General features: G+C 75.0%; 16 protein-coding genes. 9 read left to right on the plus strand and 7 right to left on the minus strand.

Translation table 11 applies throughout. The annotated features are described in order from the left end of the window. Positions 1-7: 7 nt before the first annotated feature. Positions 8-541, minus strand: a complete 534-nt coding sequence (locus tag O2W16_RS00130; RefSeq protein ID WP_269156770.1) for a DinB family protein — start codon at positions 539-541, stop codon at positions 8-10. A gap of 200 nt (positions 542-741) precedes the next feature. On the opposite strand from O2W16_RS00130, the gene O2W16_RS00135 reads away from it, so the two are divergent. Next, a complete protein-coding gene (locus tag O2W16_RS00135; protein ID WP_269156771.1) occupies positions 742-2,178 on the plus strand; it encodes an MFS transporter in 1,437 nt (478 codons plus the stop codon). 121 nt (positions 2,179-2,299) lie between these two features. Further along, on the plus strand, positions 2,300-3,094 hold the full coding sequence (locus O2W16_RS00140; RefSeq protein ID WP_269156772.1) for a hypothetical protein: 795 nt from the start codon (positions 2,300-2,302) through the stop codon (positions 3,092-3,094). Between the two features lie 5 nt (positions 3,095-3,099). Here the strand turns inward: O2W16_RS00140 and O2W16_RS00145 are convergent, their stop codons facing one another. Further along, positions 3,100-3,780: an AraC family transcriptional regulator gene (locus O2W16_RS00145; RefSeq protein WP_331253727.1), complete on the minus strand. Its 681-nt coding sequence runs from the start codon at positions 3,778-3,780 to the stop codon at positions 3,100-3,102. Between the two features lie 159 nt (positions 3,781-3,939). Between O2W16_RS00145 and O2W16_RS00150 the strand changes: the two genes are divergently transcribed. Beyond that, complete coding sequence (locus O2W16_RS00150) at positions 3,940-4,371, plus strand: DUF2000 domain-containing protein (protein WP_269156773.1); 432 nt, start codon at positions 3,940-3,942, stop codon at positions 4,369-4,371. Positions 4,372-4,402: 31 nt separating this feature from the next. Here O2W16_RS00150 and O2W16_RS00155 read toward each other — a convergent pair whose 3' ends face one another. The 3 genes from O2W16_RS00155 to O2W16_RS00165 are packed head-to-tail and all read right to left on the minus strand — an operon-like array spanning position 4,403 to position 9,932. Next, positions 4,403-4,810, minus strand: a complete 408-nt coding sequence (locus tag O2W16_RS00155; protein ID WP_269156774.1) for a Rieske (2Fe-2S) protein — start codon at positions 4,808-4,810, stop codon at positions 4,403-4,405. Continuing rightward, entirely contained in the window at positions 4,807-7,347 is a 2,541-nt protein-coding gene (gene nirB / locus O2W16_RS00160; protein ID WP_269156775.1) for a nitrite reductase large subunit NirB, read from the minus strand. The genes O2W16_RS00155 and nirB overlap by 4 nt, the downstream gene beginning before the upstream one ends. Further along, positions 7,347-9,932 (minus strand): molybdopterin oxidoreductase family protein, encoded by a 2,586-nt coding sequence (locus tag O2W16_RS00165; RefSeq protein WP_269156776.1) that lies wholly within the window; start codon positions 9,930-9,932, stop codon positions 7,347-7,349. The genes nirB and O2W16_RS00165 overlap by 1 nt, the downstream gene beginning before the upstream one ends. 281 nt (positions 9,933-10,213) lie before the next feature. Between O2W16_RS00165 and O2W16_RS00170 the strand changes: the two genes are divergently transcribed. From O2W16_RS00170 to O2W16_RS00180, 3 genes are all read left to right on the plus strand, one after another. Continuing rightward, positions 10,214-10,648 carry a hypothetical protein gene (locus tag O2W16_RS00170; protein ID WP_269156777.1) on the plus strand — a complete coding sequence of 145 codons (435 nt, stop codon included), beginning with the start codon at positions 10,214-10,216 and terminating at the stop codon, positions 10,646-10,648. A gap of 71 nt (positions 10,649-10,719) precedes the next feature. Continuing rightward, positions 10,720-10,869: a hypothetical protein gene (locus tag O2W16_RS00175; protein WP_269156778.1), complete on the plus strand. Its 150-nt coding sequence runs from the start codon at positions 10,720-10,722 to the stop codon at positions 10,867-10,869. A gap of 42 nt (positions 10,870-10,911) precedes the next feature. Continuing rightward, complete coding sequence (locus tag O2W16_RS00180; protein WP_269156779.1) at positions 10,912-11,373, plus strand: hypothetical protein; 462 nt, start codon at positions 10,912-10,914, stop codon at positions 11,371-11,373. Here O2W16_RS00180 and O2W16_RS00185 read toward each other — a convergent pair. Then, positions 11,367-11,744 carry a VOC family protein gene (locus O2W16_RS00185; RefSeq protein WP_269156780.1) on the minus strand — a complete coding sequence of 126 codons (378 nt, stop codon included), beginning with the start codon at positions 11,742-11,744 and terminating at the stop codon, positions 11,367-11,369. The genes O2W16_RS00180 and O2W16_RS00185 overlap by 7 nt on opposite strands. Positions 11,745-11,781: 37 nt before the next feature. Next, positions 11,782-12,219, minus strand: coding sequence for an alternative ribosome rescue aminoacyl-tRNA hydrolase ArfB (gene arfB / locus O2W16_RS00190; RefSeq protein WP_269156781.1), 438 nt, complete (start codon positions 12,217-12,219; stop codon positions 11,782-11,784). 69 nt (positions 12,220-12,288) lie between these two features. On the opposite strand from arfB, the gene O2W16_RS00195 reads away from it, so the two are divergent. The 3 genes from O2W16_RS00195 (at position 12,289) to mmuM (ending at position 14,637) form a co-directional block, all read left to right on the plus strand. Next, positions 12,289-12,780, plus strand: coding sequence for a SixA phosphatase family protein (locus tag O2W16_RS00195; protein ID WP_269156782.1), 492 nt, complete (start codon positions 12,289-12,291; stop codon positions 12,778-12,780). A gap of 143 nt (positions 12,781-12,923) precedes the next feature. Then, positions 12,924-13,703 (plus strand): hypothetical protein, encoded by a 780-nt coding sequence (locus O2W16_RS00200; RefSeq protein WP_269156783.1) that lies wholly within the window; start codon positions 12,924-12,926, stop codon positions 13,701-13,703. Positions 13,704-13,722: 19 nt separating this feature from the next. Continuing rightward, a complete protein-coding gene (mmuM, locus tag O2W16_RS00205; protein ID WP_269156784.1) occupies positions 13,723-14,637 on the plus strand; it encodes a homocysteine S-methyltransferase in 915 nt (304 codons plus the stop codon). The last annotated feature ends 17 nt before the right edge of the window (positions 14,638-14,654 follow it).

Here is a 14,654-nt window from a genome sequence, read left to right on the forward strand (position 1 = left end):
GCCGGCGTCAGCGCCAGCGCCAGCGGTAGAGGTCACGGAGCAAGGCGATCTCCGCACCGTGGTGAGCCAGCTCGTCGGTGGCGTGCACCAGCAGGTCGGCCCAGCTGGAGTCGGAGTACGGCCCCCAGGCCGGCCCGAGGGGCCGCCACATCCCCTCCTCCCCCAGGTCGGTCATCGCCGTGCGGAACGCGGTCGCGGCGATGTCCAGGTCCCGCAACGCCGAGGCCGCGTCGCCGTGCCACTCCCGGCCGGTCAGCGCCAGCTGCCGCCCGGCCGGCGTCTGGGCGAGGTAGTCGGCGAAGCAGCCCGAGGCCAGGTGCCACAGCCGCCAGGCGATCGTGGTGACCGGCGCCGGCTCCGGGGCCGGGTGGGCCCAGTCCGCGGTCCAGCTGCCGTCGTCCTCGCGGCGCACCGACCAGGCGCCGCTCAGCGGCTCGTCGAGGTACTCCGCGTCCTCCAGCCCGGCCAGCCGCAGGTCCAGTCGTCCGCGTGCCTCGTCCCAGCCGCGGAGCAGCACGGGCAGCACGAGTCGGTCCGTCATGCCCCTGGACGGTAGGACCGACGGCCCCGCGCCGGGCGGTTCCCGGGCCTCACAGCGTCGTCCGGCTGCGCGTGCGGGGCATGTACCGCACCGGTCACGCCGTCGCGGTCGGGTGGAAACGCCCGGTTCCTAGCGTCGTCCCCGGCGCCGTCCCAGCCGGGTGGGCGCCCGCGGTCCGGCCTCGAACCAGGGATGAGCTCATGACAGAGACCCAGCTCCACCGCCCGGGCGCAGCCGCTGCCCCGACCCCTCCCGGCGGCGCCACCGCGGCCCGGGGTGGCAGTCGGTGGATCGAGCACTACGCCCCGGAGGACCCGGCGTTCTGGGCCTCACCGCAGGGGAAGCCGGTCGCCCGCCGCAACCTGGTGTGGTCGGTGCTCGCGGAGAACATCGGGTTCAGCGTCTGGCAGATGTTCAGCGTCGCCACCGCCGTCCTCGCCTCGATCGGCTACGGCTTCACCAGCGACCAGCTCTTCTGGCTGGTCGCCACCGCCGGCCTGGTGGGCGCGATCATGCGGGTGCCCTACACCTTCATGCCGGCGCTGCTCGGTGGGCGCAACTGGACGGTCGTCAGCGCGGCGCTGCTGCTGGTGCCGGTGACCATGCTCGTGGTTGCCGCGACCACCGGGCAGCCCTACTGGTTCTGGGTGCTGACCGCGATCACCTGCGGCTTCGGCGGCGGCAACTTCGCCTCCTCGATGGCCAACATCTCCTTCTTCTACCCGGACAAGGAGAAGGGCTTCGCCCTCGGCCTCAACGCCGCCGGCGGCAACATCGGCGTGGCGATCATCCAGCTCGTCGGCCCGCTGGCCGTCACCGCCGGCACCATCGCGGTGATCGGCGGGAGCACCGGGACGACGGCCGGCGGCGACGCCCGGTACGTGCAGAACGTGGCGCTGATCTGGGTGCCGTTCATCGTCCTGGCGGTCGTCGGCGCCTGGTTCGGGATGAACAACCTGTCCGGGGCGAAGGCCAACATCGCCGACCAGGCCGCGATCGCCCGGCGCAAGCAGACCTGGATCATGTCCTTCCTCTACATCGGCGCGTTCGGCTCCTTCATCGGGTTCTCCGGGGCGTTCCCCCTGGTGCTGGCCAACGAGTTCGCCGCCGACACCTACCGCTACGCCTTCCTCGGGCCGCTGGTCGGCTCGCTGTCCCGGCCCTTCGGTGGGTGGCTCGCCGACCGGGTGGGCGGTGCAAAGGTCACGATCGTCACCTTCATCGGCCAGGCCGTGGCGATCGGGGCCGCCATCGCTGCGCTGGGGGCCGGCAGCTTCGGCGGGTTCCTGGCCAGCTTCCTGGTGCTGTTCGCCGTGGTCGGGATGACCAACGGGTCGACCTACCGGATGATCCCGATCATCTACCGGGCCGAGGCCGCCGCGGCGCGGTCGGCCGACTCCCCGGCGCAGGTGCTCTACCGGGCGCGCCGGGACACCGCCGCGGCCGTCGGCATCATCTCCGCGGTCGGTGCGCTGGGGGCGGTGTTCATCCCGCGGATCGTGTCGGAGTCCTACCTCGCCACCGGCAGCGTGGTCACCGCCCTGGGCGCCTTCTGCGGCTTCTACATCGCCTGCGTCGCGGTGACCTGGTTCGTCTACCTGCGCCGCGGCACCCTGATGCAGCAGGCCGGCGTCTGACCGATCGTCCCCGGCCGCCCCGCACCCGCCCCGGGTGCGGGGCGGCCGTGCGCTGCCCCGCCGTGGTGAGACGGGACCCGCGCCAGGTGCGTCACCGGGCGCGGCGGGCCATGATCACCGCGTGAGGGAACCCATCGGCGATGAGCGCGTGCCCGGCCGGGACCTGGTCGAGACCGGGGAGCTGGTCGCCGGGTCGATGACCCGGGCCGTCGCCGGGCTGCTCTTCGAGCCCGGGTCCAGCCCGCTGCGGCTGGACGATCGGCTCGCCTCCTGCCTCCGCGACGCCGCCACCTCGGCCGCCGAGCTGCCGCTGACCTGGGAACGCGCGCGGGCCGGCGCCGCCCTCGCCTTCGCCGCCGAGCTGTCGGTCACCCGCGCCCACCAGGGCCGCCCGGTGCGCAGCGACGGCTTCTTCAGCGTGAGCACCGCGGCCCGGTCGGCCGCCGAGCGGCTGGTCGAGGACGTCGTCCAGGCCGCCCGGGAGACCACCGAGGAACGCCGGGTGCGGCACCTCGGCTACCTGGTCGCCGAGGTGGTCGTCTCCCCCGACGTCGACGTGGCGCTGGCCGCCCGGGCGCTGCAGCTGGCCGAGTTGTGCAGCTGGCGGCAGCTGGTCTTCCTCGCCGCCGTGGGCCGGCGCGACCGGGCCCCGCTGCCGCTGGGCGCCCTGGAGGACGAACCGCGCGGCTGGCGGGCCTGGGGTGCCCGGGAGGACGTCACGGACCTGCAGCGCAGCGGGCTGCTCGACCCGGCACCGGTCGTCTCCCGCCCTGGCGCCGTCCGGCCGCGACTGCGCCCGACCGACCTGCGGCTGACGCGCCGCGGGGTGCTGGTGCACCGGCTGCTGGCCCTGGACTTCGTCCGCGAGGACGACGTCGCCGCCGCCCTCGCCGACCTCGAGCTGCCCCCCGCCTGACCCGGTCAGCCCGCAGACCGCGCGTAGGCCGCCGGGGTCGTCGCGATCATCCGGCGGAAGTGCCGGGTCAGGTGCGACTGGTCGGCGAACCCGGCTGCGCCGGCCACCTCGGCGGCGGGCATCCCGTCGAGCAGCAACCGCCGGGCCAGGTCGATCCGCCGGCCGGTCAGGTAGCGGTGCGGCGGCAGGCCGTGCCGCCTGGTGAACGCCCGGACGACGTGGGTCGCGGAGACCCCGAACAGCGCCGCGGCCTCCTCCAGCGCCAGCCCCTCGGCGACCCGGGCGTCCAGCAGGTCACGCACCCGGTCGGCCACGGCGTCGTCCCGCACGGCCGGCGGAGCGGCCACGGCGCGGTCCAGGTGCTGGCCGAGCCGCTCCTGCACGAACGCCCACCGGCTCTGCGCCTCCAAGGCGTCACTACCGGGCCGCACCGCCGCGTGCAGGGCGGAGAGCCGGGCGCGCAGGGCGTCGTCGTCGAACGCCGGCTGGTCGACGGCCACGCCGACCCGGTCGGCGCCGAGGGTGTCGGCGGCCAGGTAGAGCACCCGCTTGTGGAAGCCGCCGGGCGACTGCGACCGGCCGTCGTGCGGCACGCCGGGCGGCAACAGCGTGACCTCGGCCCGGGAGGCGCCGTGCGGGTGCCGGTCCAGGTCGTAGCGGACCACCCCGTCGTCGACCAGCAGCAGCGTCCACGACTCGTGGGTGTGCGCGGGGTGAGACGTGGTCGGTGAAGTGGGCGTGGAAGACCTCGGTCAGCCCGGGCACGTCCGGCCGCCAGGCGACCACCTCGCTCACGTCAGGAACGTACAAGACCCGGCGGACGGCGGTCCGCGACGCTGAGCAGCATGGACACCCCCGACGAGGCACCCCGCTGGGCCACGAAGATCGCCGTCCTGCTGCGCGAGGACCTCGCCCCCTGGCAGGCGCTGAACGTCACCGCGTTCCTGGTCAGCGGGGTCACCGCGACCGGCCCGGAGCTGGTCGGCGAGCCGTACGTGGACGCCGACGGCACCGGCTACCTGCCGATGCTGCGTCAGCCGGTGCTCGTGCTCGCCGGGCCGGCCGCACTGCTGCGCACGGCGCGCACCCGGGCGTTGGAGCGGTCGCTGACCCCCGCCGTCTTCACCGCCGAGCTGTTCAGCACACCGGGCGACGTGCAGAACCGGGCCGCCGTCCGCGCGGTCGCCGGCCCCGACCTGGACCTCGTCGGGCTCGCCGTCCACGGCCCGAGGCACGCCGTCGACAAGGTCATGAAGGGTGCCCGCATGCACCCCTGACGCACCGAGCGGTCCACGTCGGGCCGGCCAGCTAGACGGTGACGACGAGAGCGCCGTCCTGCTCGGCGACCGGGTAGAGCCGGACCGGTGGGGCGCCGCTGGTGCACGCGCCGTCGGACCAGCGGAACGCGTAGAGGTGCAGCGGGCAGACCAGCACGCCGGCGTCGGTCTGCCCGTCGGCCAGCGGTCCGCCGGAGTGCGGGCAGGCCGCCTGGGTGGCGTGCAGCGACCCGTCGCGCAGCCGGAAGACGGCGACCTGGGTCCCGCCCGCGACGAACGCCCGGCCCTCCCCCGGCGGCACGTCGTCCACCCGGCCGACCACGTGCGGCACGCCCGCTCCCCCGGTCGCCGGCCCGTCGGTGACCTCGGTGGCCGGCGTGCCGGCCTTCGGCGGTGCGGTCGTGGGCGCCTCGGGGGCGTCGGAGTGGGTGACGCTCATCGGACCGGCACCGTCGGCAGGTCGACCAGCGGCAGCGCGGTGCGGAACTGGCCGGGGGTGGCCGGCTGCGCCCCGTCCTGGCCCCAGGGGTCGGTGTAGGCGTCGATCGAGCGCTGGAGGCCGGCGTCCAGCGCGGCGAGGACCTCCGCGCTGCCGTCCAGCACCACCGCCCGGACCTGCTCCAGCCCGACGCGGGGCACGAAGTCGTAGGTGCGCTCCAGCCAGTTGGCGTTCTCCCGGTAGTACTGGACGAACCGGCCGGCCAACTGCATCACCGCCGCGGGTGAGTCGACGGTGGCCAGCAGGTCGCCCTTGCGCACGCTGGCCCCGGCCGCACCGCCGACGTACACCTCCCACCTGCCGTTGCCGACGGCGACCACGCCGACGTCCTTGACGTAGGCCTCGGCGCAGTTCCGCGGGCAGCCGACCACGGCCATCTTGATCTTGGCCGGGCTCTCGATGCCCTGGAACCGGGTCTCCAGGTCGATGCCCAGCTGGGTGGAGTCGCCGAGCCCGAACCGGCAGAAGTCGCTGCCGACGCAGGTCTTCACCGTGCGCATGCTCTTGCCGTAGGCGTAGCCCGAGGGCATGCCCAGGTCGGCCCACATGCCGGGCAGGTCCTCCTTGCGGACGCCGAGCAGGTCGATCCGCTGACCGCCGGTGACCTTGATCATCGGGACCTCGTACTTCTCCGCGACGTCGGCGATCGTGCGCAGCTGGGCCGCCGTCGTCACCCCGCCCTTCATCTGCGGGACCACGCTGAACGTGCCGTCGCGCTGGATGTTGGCGTGCACCCGGTCGTTGATGAACTTGGCGTCGTTCTCCTGCTCGTACGCAGCACCCCAGACCAGCCGCAGCAGCGAGGTGAGCCCCATCTTCGACGTGGCGTCCTCCTCCCCGCCCGGGGCCAGGGCGGCGAAGACGGCGGAGACGCTGCGCAGCTGCTGGTCCCGGATGGCGGCGATCAGCTCGGGCTTGGCCAGCGGGATGCCCGGCACGTACCAGCTCGCCGAGGCGTCCTCGGTGACGTCGCCGTCGGCGGCCCACTCCACGACCTGCTTCACCAGCAGCTTGCACGAGCCGCAGCCCTTGCCGGCGCGGGTGGCGTCCATGCAGCCGCCGACGCTGGTGGTCCCGGCCTTGACGGTGTCGACCAGCGCCTGCTTGGTCACCCCGTTGCAGTTGCAGACCTGCGAGTCGCCCGGCAGCTCGGCGACGCCCACCTCCGCGGCGCCGTCGGAGAGGTCGACCAGAAGCCGGATCCGCTCGGCGGGCAGCGGGGTGCCCCGGTCGAAGGCCTGGGTCAGGAAGGCGACCTTGCGGGTGTCGCCGAGCAGGGTCGCGCCGACCAGCTTGTCGTCCCGGACGACGACCGACAGGTGCACCCCGCGCCGCGGCTCGGAGATGACCAGGAACTCGTCGGTGTCCCGCTCGGGCCGGTTGACGCCCATCGTGGCGACGTCGACCCCGGCGACCTTGAGCTTCGTCGCCGTCCGGGAGCCGTGGTACTCCGCCTCGGGATCGACGCCGGTGAGCAGGTCGGCGAGCACCCGGGCCTGCTCCCACACCGGGGCGACCAGCCCGTACAGCTCGCCGCGGTGCTGGGCGCACTCCCCGACCGCGTAGACGTCGGGGTCGTCGGTGCGCAGCTGGTCGTCGACGACGATGCCGCGCTCGACCTCCAGGCCGCTGAGCAGCGCGACCTCGGTGACCGGCCGGATGCCGGCGGCGATGACCAGCATGTCGGCGTCGATCGCCCGGCCGTCGGCCAGCACGATGCCGCGCACCCGGTCCGGGCCGATCGCCTCGGTGGTGCGGGTGGCCAGGTGGACGACGATGCCCAGCGCCTCGACGCTGTGCTTCAGGATCGCTCCGCCGTCGGGGTCCAGCTGCTGGTTCATCAGGTGGGTGCCGGCGTGCACGACCTCGACGGCCAGCCCGTGCCCCTGCAGGGCGCGGGCGGCCTCCAGGCCGAGCAGCCCGCCGCCGACGACGACGGCCCGCTCGTGTTCGGCGGCGGCCGCCAGCATCGCCCGGGTGTCGTCGATGGTGCGGAAGCCGAAGACGCCGGGGAGCAGCTGCTCCTCGGCGGTGTACAGGCCGGTCATCGGCGGGACGAACGAGCGGCTGCCGGTGGCCAGCACCAGCTGGTCGTAGGCCGTCGTCGTGCCGTCGGCGGCGTAGACGATCTTGGCGTGGGTGTCGATCCGGTCGACCCGCACCCCGGCGCGCAGCGTCACGCCCTGGTCGGCGTACCAGTCGTGGCTGTTGAGGACGATGTCGTCCTCGTGCTCCTCCCCGGCCAGGACGTGGGACAGCATGATCCGGTTGTAGTTGCCGTGCGGCTCCTCCCCGAAGACGGTGATGGCGAACTGCTCGCCGCCGCCGCGTTCGAGCACCTCCTCGACCACCCGCGCCCCGGCCATGCCGTTGCCGACCACGACCAGCCGCTGCCGCGTGTCGGTCCCGTCGGCGTCGTCCATGGCGAAGTGCAGGGTGCTCACGCCTGCCGGGCGCCCACCCAGGACCGCCGTCATCAGACCTCCACCAGGCCCAGGTCGAGCACCAGGTCGCCGGTGACGCCCACCGGTGCGGCGGCGTGCAGCTCGACCACGGTGCCGCCGTCGAGGTCCTCGACCACCCGCAGCGGCACGTGGCAGTCGCCCTTGGCGCCGATCGGGAACCAGCGCATCGGCTGGCCGTCGCGCACCAGCAGCACGTAGACGAGCTCGCCGGTGGAGTTGCCGCCGCGGAAGTAGAGCGCCTGGGCGCTCTTGCCCTCGGGGACCTGGTAGCGCAGGGCGGGGTCCAGCGGGCCGGGTTTGCCCAGGCCCTCGCCGGTGATCGGGTAGACGCCGTGCAGGAAGCGCGGGGTGCTCTTCACGCTGGTGGTCCTCCTCCGGGATGGGGCGTGCGGGGTGTGGGCCGTCGGTCGGGCGTGTGGGCCGGGCTGCGGCTGGGTGGCCGGCTCCGGTGGTGGGATGCGCTCCTCGGGCTCGCCGACCCGGGAGACTGCGACCGCGCAGGCCTTGAAGGCCGGCATCCGGCTCGTCGGGTCCAGGGCCGGGTCGGTGAGGGCGTTGGCGCTGGAGCCGCCGCCCCAGTGGAAGGGGGCGAAGACGACGTCCGGGCGGATCGTGTCGGTGATCAGCGCGTGGAAGCGGGCCCGGCCGCGCCGGGTGGCGAGCTCCACGACGTCGTCCTGACCGATGCCGAGGGTGCGGGCCAGGTCGGGGTGGAGCTCTGCCCGCGGGGTGGGGGCGACCAGCTGCAGGCTGCGGGAACGGCGGGTCTGGGTGCCCGACTGGTACTGGGCGAGCACCCGGCCGGTGGTGAGCACGTAGGGGTACTCGGCGTCGGGGCGCTCGTGGGCGTCGACCTGCTCGACCCGCCAGAACCGGGCCCGGCCGTCGGGCGTGGCGAACCGGTCGGTGAACAGCCGCGGCGTGCCGGGGTGGTCTCGATCGGGAACGGGCCAGAAGAGGCCCTGCTCGTCGTCGATCCGCCGGTAGGTGATGCCTGAGTAGTCCGCCGGGCCGCCGGCGCTGGCCCGGCCGAGCTCGGTGAAGACGGTCTCGGCGTCCCCGCTGAAGCCAGACACCCCCAGCCGGCCGGCCAGCTCGGCGAGCAGCTGCAGGTCGTCGCGGACGCCGTCGGGCGGGTCCATCGCGCGGCGGCGGCGGATCACCCGGCCCTCCAGGTTGGTCATCGTCCCTTCCTCCTCCGCCCACATGGCGCTGGGCAGCACCACGTCGGCGAGCTCGGCGGTCTCGGAGAGGAAGAAGTCGCTGACCAGGAGGAAGTCCAGGTCGCGCAGCCGGCTGATCACCCGCCGGGCGTCGGGGGCGGAGACGGCGACGTTGGAGGCCATCACCAGCAGCGTGCGGACCCCGCCTTCGGTGCCGAGGGCGTCGAGCAGCTCGAAGGCGCTGCGGCCGGGCCCGGGGAGGTCGTCGGGGTCGACGCCCCAGACGGCGGCGACGTGCTGGCGTGCCTGCGGATCGGTGATCTTCCGGTAGCCGGGCAGCTGGTCGGCCTTCTGCCCGTGCTCGCGGCCGCCCTGCCCGTTGCCCTGCCCGGTGACGGTGCCCCAGCCGCTGCCCTCGCGGCCGGGCAGGCCGAGGGCCAGGGCGAGGTTGATCCAGGCCTGGGTGGTGTCGACGCCGCTGCGGTGCTGCTCGGCGCCCCGGGCGGTCAGGATGATCGACCGCCGTCCCCGTGCCAGGGCGAAGACGGTGCGGCGCTGCTGCTCGACCGGCACCCCGGTGAGCCGCTCCACCCGGTCGGGCCAGTACCCGGCGACCCCGGCCCGGACGGCGTCGAAGCCGGTGGTGCGCGCGGCGACGTAGGCCTCGTCGACCAGCCCCTCGGCGATCGCGATGTGCAGCAGCCCGTTGGCCAGGGCCAGGTCGGTGGCCGGCAGCGGCTGCAGGTGCAGCGTGGCGTGGCGGGCGGTGTTGGTGCGGCGCGGGTCGACGACGATGTGCTCGGCGCCGCGCGCCCGGCCGGCGTCGAACCACTGCATCGCCGGGGGCATCGTGTCGGCCGGGTTGCTGCCGACCAGCACGACGACGTCGGCCTCGGCGATGTCGGAGAGCGGGAAGGGCAGCCCGCGGTCGAGCCCGAACGCCCGGATCGCCGCGCCGGCCGCCGAGGACATGCAGAACCGGCCGTTGTAGTCGATGGCGCTGGTGCGCAGCGCCACCCGGGCGAACTTGCCGAACTGGTAGGCCTGCTCGTTGGTCAGCCCGCCGCCGCCGAAGCAGCCGACCGCGTCCAGCCCGTGGTCACGCTGTGTCGCCTGGATCGCCGTGACGACCCGGTCGAGAGCGACCTCCCAGCTGGCCTCGACCAGCGGGCTGGTCCGGTCGGTGGGGTCGGCGCGGACCAGCGGCCGGGTGAGCCGTTCGGGGTGGTCGAGCAGCTCGGGGGCCGACCAGCCCTTGGAGCACAACCCGCCGCGGTTGGTCGGGAAGTCGGCGGGCACCAGGGTGGCCGGGCGGTCGCCGGCGGTCATCGTGACCCCGCACTGCAGCGAGCAGTACGGGCAGTGGGTCGCGGTGGTGCGCGTGCCCCCGCCTGGACCCCGGCCGGGGGTGGGCAACGAGACGGCGGCGGACACATCTGCGAGCGTGCGGTGGCCCGGTTTCCCGGTGGGGGCGCTCAGGTCAAGCTCGCGTTCCGTCGCCCTCACACCCGACCGCCCAGGACGGTGCGCCGCGCCGCGCGGCGCCCCGCGCGGCCGGCGTCCGGCGAGTGACAGCTGAGCGGGCTTCCCCGGGCCGGGAAGCCCGCTCAGCTGTCACTCGGTGCGTCGTCCTGGCGCAGCTGGGGTCGCCGCCGTGGCGGCGGGCGTCCTACCGTCGACCGACGCGGTCCCGATCGACAGACGGGTGGAAGACGATGCGACGGTGCCTGGTCCTCGCCAACCAGACCCTCGGCGGGCCTCGCCTGCTGGAGGCGATCCAGCAGCGGATGGCCGCCCGGGAACACGTCTTCTACGTCGTCGTCCCCGCCACGCCGGTCGCCCACCAGCAGCGCGTGAGGTCCGAGGGCGACGCGCCGGCCGATCACGCGCGGGCCCTGGCCGCCCAGCGTCTGACCGATGCGCTGGTGCAGATCCGCGGACTCGGGGCAGCCGCGGACGGCGAGGTGGGCGACTCCGATCCGCTGCAGGCCGTGCGCCTGGCGTTGCGCCGGTTCAGCGCCGACGAGATCGTGGTGTCGACCCTGAGTCGGGGGGTCTCCCGCTGGCTGCGGGCCGACCTGCCGAGCCGGGTGTCGCGGTCCTTCGACCTGCCGGTCGAGCACGTGGTGGGCGAGCCGGGGCCGGACTGACGCCCCGGCGAGCCGAGGCCGGTGCGCCGGGAGGCTGGTGCGCGGCTCGGCTGCGGGGCAGGCTGTCCGCCGTGGACGAGCAGACCGAGCAGCGGCTGGTGCAGGTGGCGACCGATGAGATGCGGGTGCCGTTCTGGGTGGTGCTCGCCGGGGTCGGCGTGGGCTCGTTCTGGACGCTGCTGGGCGTCCTCGTCGGCACCCGGGTCGCCCGACGGCGCTGAGCTCTCCCCGTCCGTCCCGGCGATCCGTGCCAGTCTGAGCCGGTGTTCGAGGACGGGGGCGAGACCCTGGCCCTGCTGATGCCGGCGATCGGTGCCGGGGTGGGCGGGCTGTTCGGCCGGTGGCTCCGCCACCAACGGCTGCGGCGCCGGATGCGCGAGGGACGCACCGAGCTGTCCGCGCGCGCCACGGACGGCTGGGGCCCGTCGCTGCCCCGGAACTGGCGGAGCTACCACGCGACGCCGCGGCGGGGTGAACTCGTGCTGCGTCGGAGGTTCCGAGGTGACCGGTCGGCCCATGCGGTCCCGGTGCTCAGCGTCGACCCCCAGACCCGCCGGCCGAGAGCCCGCGAGGTGTGGCGCATGCAGGCGGTGAGGTCCCGGGTGCTGACCGTCCGGACCCCCGAGGGCCGCCTCGAACTCGCCGTCCCCGAGTTCCAGGTGGGCTGGCTGCGGGACCGGCTGGCCGGCGCCGCCGGACAGCGGGACCGGTCGGACGGTCAGTAGCGGGAGATCTCCACCAGGTTGGCGTCCGGGTCACGGACGTAGACGCTGCGCATCTCCCCGAGCGCCCCCTGCTTGCTCACCGGCCCGACCTCGACGGGCACGCCGTGCGCGGCGAGCTCGTCGCGCACCTGGTCCAGCGGGTCCTCGGTGACCAGGCAGAAGTCGGCCGTGCCGGTGCCGGCCTGCGCGGCCCGGGGCTCGAACTCGGCGCCGCGCACGTGCAAGTTGATCTTCTGCCGGCCGAACCGCAGCGCCGTCCGCCCCTCGCCGAAGGTCTCCACGGCCATGCCGAGCACCTGCGTGTAGAAGGCGACGGTCCGGTCGAGGTCGGCCACGGTGAGCACCAGGTGGTCGATCCGGTCGATGCGCATGCGCTGGTCCTACACCTCTGCAGCAGGGTGGCGGCGTTCAGTCCCACCGGCCGCGCAGCCGCTTGGTCTCCCCGCGCTGCTTCTTCGCGGTGATCCGCCGTTCCTTGGAGCCGCGGGTCGGCTTGGTCTTCCGCCGGGCCGCCGGCGGGGGTGCGATCGCCCCGCGGAGCAGCGCGGCCAGCCTCGCCCGGGCGGCTTCGCGGTTGCGCAGCTGCTGCCGGTGCTCGCTGGCGGCGATGGTCAGCACGCCGTCGACCAGCCGGTCGCCGAGCCGCTCGACCAGCCGCCGGCGCTGGGTCTCGGTGAGCCCGGGCAGCTGCAGTGGCGAGACCGCCAGCTCCACCCGGGAGTCGGCGGTGTTCACGCCCTGTCCGCCGGGCCCGGACGACCGGGAGAAACGCCAGGACAGCGCCCCGGCCGGGACGACCAGGCGGTCGCTCACCGGCAGGTCCCCGAACGCATCGTCTCCAGCCACGTCGAACAGTCTCCCGGACGGCGGACGCCGTCACGACCGAGTTCCCGGTCCCGGTGCCAGACTCGGGCGGTGCCCCGCCGTCTCGTGCTCGTCCGCCACGCCCAGGCGGGCTCCGCCGCCGTCGACGCAGACCGCCCTCTGACTGCCGCCGGCGCCCACCGGGCCACCGCGATCGGCGTCTGGCTCGCCGACAACGGCCTGGCACCGTCGCGGGCCCTGGTCTCCCCCGCCCGCCGGACGGTGCAGACCTGGGAACGGACCGGCGGGGTGGCTCCCGCCCTGGACCCGCGGCTCTACGACAACACCGTCGAGGCGCTGCTGGCGGTGCTGCGGGAGACCCCCGACGAGGTGGACCAGCTGGCCGTCGTCGGCCACAACCCCTCGATCAGCGTGCTCGTGGCGCTCCTCGACGACGGGCAGGGGGACGACGCGGCCCGGCGCGGCTCCGCGAGCGGGTTCCCGGCCGGCGGGGTGGCCGTCCTCGAGCTGAGCACGCCGTTCTCCGCCGTGAGCCCCGGCACCGCGCGGCTGTCCGCCTTCGCGGTCCCGGGCAGCGACTGAGCGTCACGGGGAGCCACCGGTCGGGTGAACGACCAGGTCCGAGGGGCGCCACCGCCGACACCGGGCGGCCCGGTTGTCGCCCGGTCGGCTGAAGCACATCGACTCACCTGGCCGAGTCGGTCACCGGGTGTGACGCTGGGCGAGTGACTCAGGACGCCTCACCCCGGCTGCACCTGGTGACCGGCAACTCCGTCGCCTCCCTCTCGGACGGCGCGCGACCGGCCGGTCCCCAGCCGGCGGAGGTCGCTACCACCAACCCGGTGATGGCCGATCTCCTGCGCCGGGCGGAGGCCCTCGACGCCCGGGTCGCCGCGGAGACCACCGCACGTCCGCTGCACCCGGCCTGGCTGGTCGCGGTCGGGGCGGCGCTGAGCGTCCTGCTCGCCCTGCTGGGCCGGCAGCCGTGGGAGCTGCCCACCCGGGCCGGTGGGTCGGTCACCGACGTCCCGCAGTCGCTGGTCACCTTCCTGCTGTTGGGCACCGCGCTGTGCGTGTGGGCCGCCGGCCGGCTGACGCGGCCGGCGGCGGTGCTGCGCTCGGCCACCGCCGTCCAGACCTGGTGGACGCTGCTGGGGGGCGCGGCCGTCGTCTCGCTGGCCGCCACCGTGTCGCTCGCCTCCTTCGCCGGCGTCGAGGGCCCGGGCGACGTGGTGGCGCGCTGTGCCGTGATCGCGGTGCCCGCCGTCCTCGCGGGGTTCGTCGCCCGGCACGACGGGCGCGCTGCCCGGGTGCGGCTGGCCCTGGGCACCGGGCTGGTCACCGTGCCGCTGTGCGGCCTGGGCTGGGCACTGCTGTCCTCCTCCGCCCGGTCGACGGCCGGTCTCGCCGACGTCCTGGCCGTGACCGGGATCGCGGCCGCCGCCCCGCTGGCCCTGGCCGTCGCCTTCGTGGCGGCCGACCGGCGCCGCCGCACCCCGAACTGACCCGGAGGAGCATGGCGGGGTGACCACCCTGGCCGAGGCACTCCGCACCGGGACCGTCGTGGCCGACGGCGGCCTCTCCACCGAGCTTGAGTTCCGCGGGCACGACGTCACCTCCTCGCTCTGGTCGGCCCGGTTGCTGCGCGACGACCCGGAGGCCGTCGTCGCCGCGCACGCCGCCTTCGCGAGCGCCGGCGCCGAGGTCGCCACGACCGCCAGCTACCAGGCGTCCTTCCCCGGCTTCGCCGCCGTCGGGATCGACGCGGGGCAGGCCCGCACGTTGATGGCCCGCTCGGTGCAGCTGGCCCGGGACGGCCTGGCCCGGGCCGGCCGGGACGGCTGGGTCGCGGCCTCGGTCGGCCCCTACGGCGCCTTCCTGGCCGACGGCTCGGAGTACACCGGCGACTACGTCGAACGCGTCTCCGTCGCCGAGCTGCGCGCGTTCCACCGGCCACGGCTGGCCGTGCTGGCCGAGGCCGGGGCCGACGTCCTGGCCTGCGAGACGCTGCCTGCGGCCGCCGAGGTGGAGGCGTTGCTGGCCGAGCTGACCGAGCTGGGCGTGCCCGCCTGGCTGTCGCTGACCTCGACCACCGGCCCGGACGGCGTCCCGCGCACCCGGCGCGGCGAGCCGCTGGCCGAGGTCTGCGCGATGGCACGGGACGTCGATGCGGTCATCGCCATCGGGGTCAACTGCACCGACCCGGCCGCGGTGCCTGCTGCGGTGGCCGCCGCCGCGGCCAGCGGGAAGCCGGGAGTGGCCTACCCGAACAGCGGCGAGGTGTGGGACGCCGCCGCCCGCCGCTGGACCGGCCGGCCGGGGGTCGGCGACGTGTCGGGGTGGCTGGCCGCCGGCGCCCGGCTGGTCGGTGGCTGCTGCCGGGTGCGACCGGACGACGTCCGCGCCATCGCCGACACCGTCCCACTCCCCCGCGAGTGAGCAGTTCCGGTCGCCGA

Source organism: Modestobacter sp. VKM Ac-2984, assembly GCF_026967985.1.
GTDB lineage: Bacteria > Actinomycetota > Actinomycetes > Mycobacteriales > Geodermatophilaceae > Modestobacter.

Bases quoted from the DNA above. Each gene is read 5' to 3' on its own strand.
- O2W16_RS00185 (WP_269156780.1), bottom strand. From the start codon at position 11,744: ATGCGCATCGACCGGATCGACCACCTGGTGCTCACCGTGGCCGACCTC.
- O2W16_RS00155 (WP_269156774.1), bottom strand. From the start codon at position 4,810: ATGAGCGTCACCCACTCCGACGCCCCCGAGGCGCCCACGACCGCACCG.
- O2W16_RS00150 (WP_269156773.1), top strand. From the start codon at position 3,940: ATGGACACCCCCGACGAGGCACCCCGCTGGGCCACGAAGATCGCCGTC.
- O2W16_RS00170 (WP_269156777.1), top strand. From the start codon at position 10,214: ATGCGACGGTGCCTGGTCCTCGCCAACCAGACCCTCGGCGGGCCTCGC.
- nirB (WP_269156775.1), bottom strand. From the start codon at position 7,347: ATGACGGCGGTCCTGGGTGGGCGCCCGGCAGGCGTGAGCACCCTGCAC.
- O2W16_RS00135 (WP_269156771.1), top strand. From the start codon at position 742: ATGACAGAGACCCAGCTCCACCGCCCGGGCGCAGCCGCTGCCCCGACC.
- O2W16_RS00130 (WP_269156770.1), bottom strand. From the start codon at position 541: ATGACGGACCGACTCGTGCTGCCCGTGCTGCTCCGCGGCTGGGACGAG.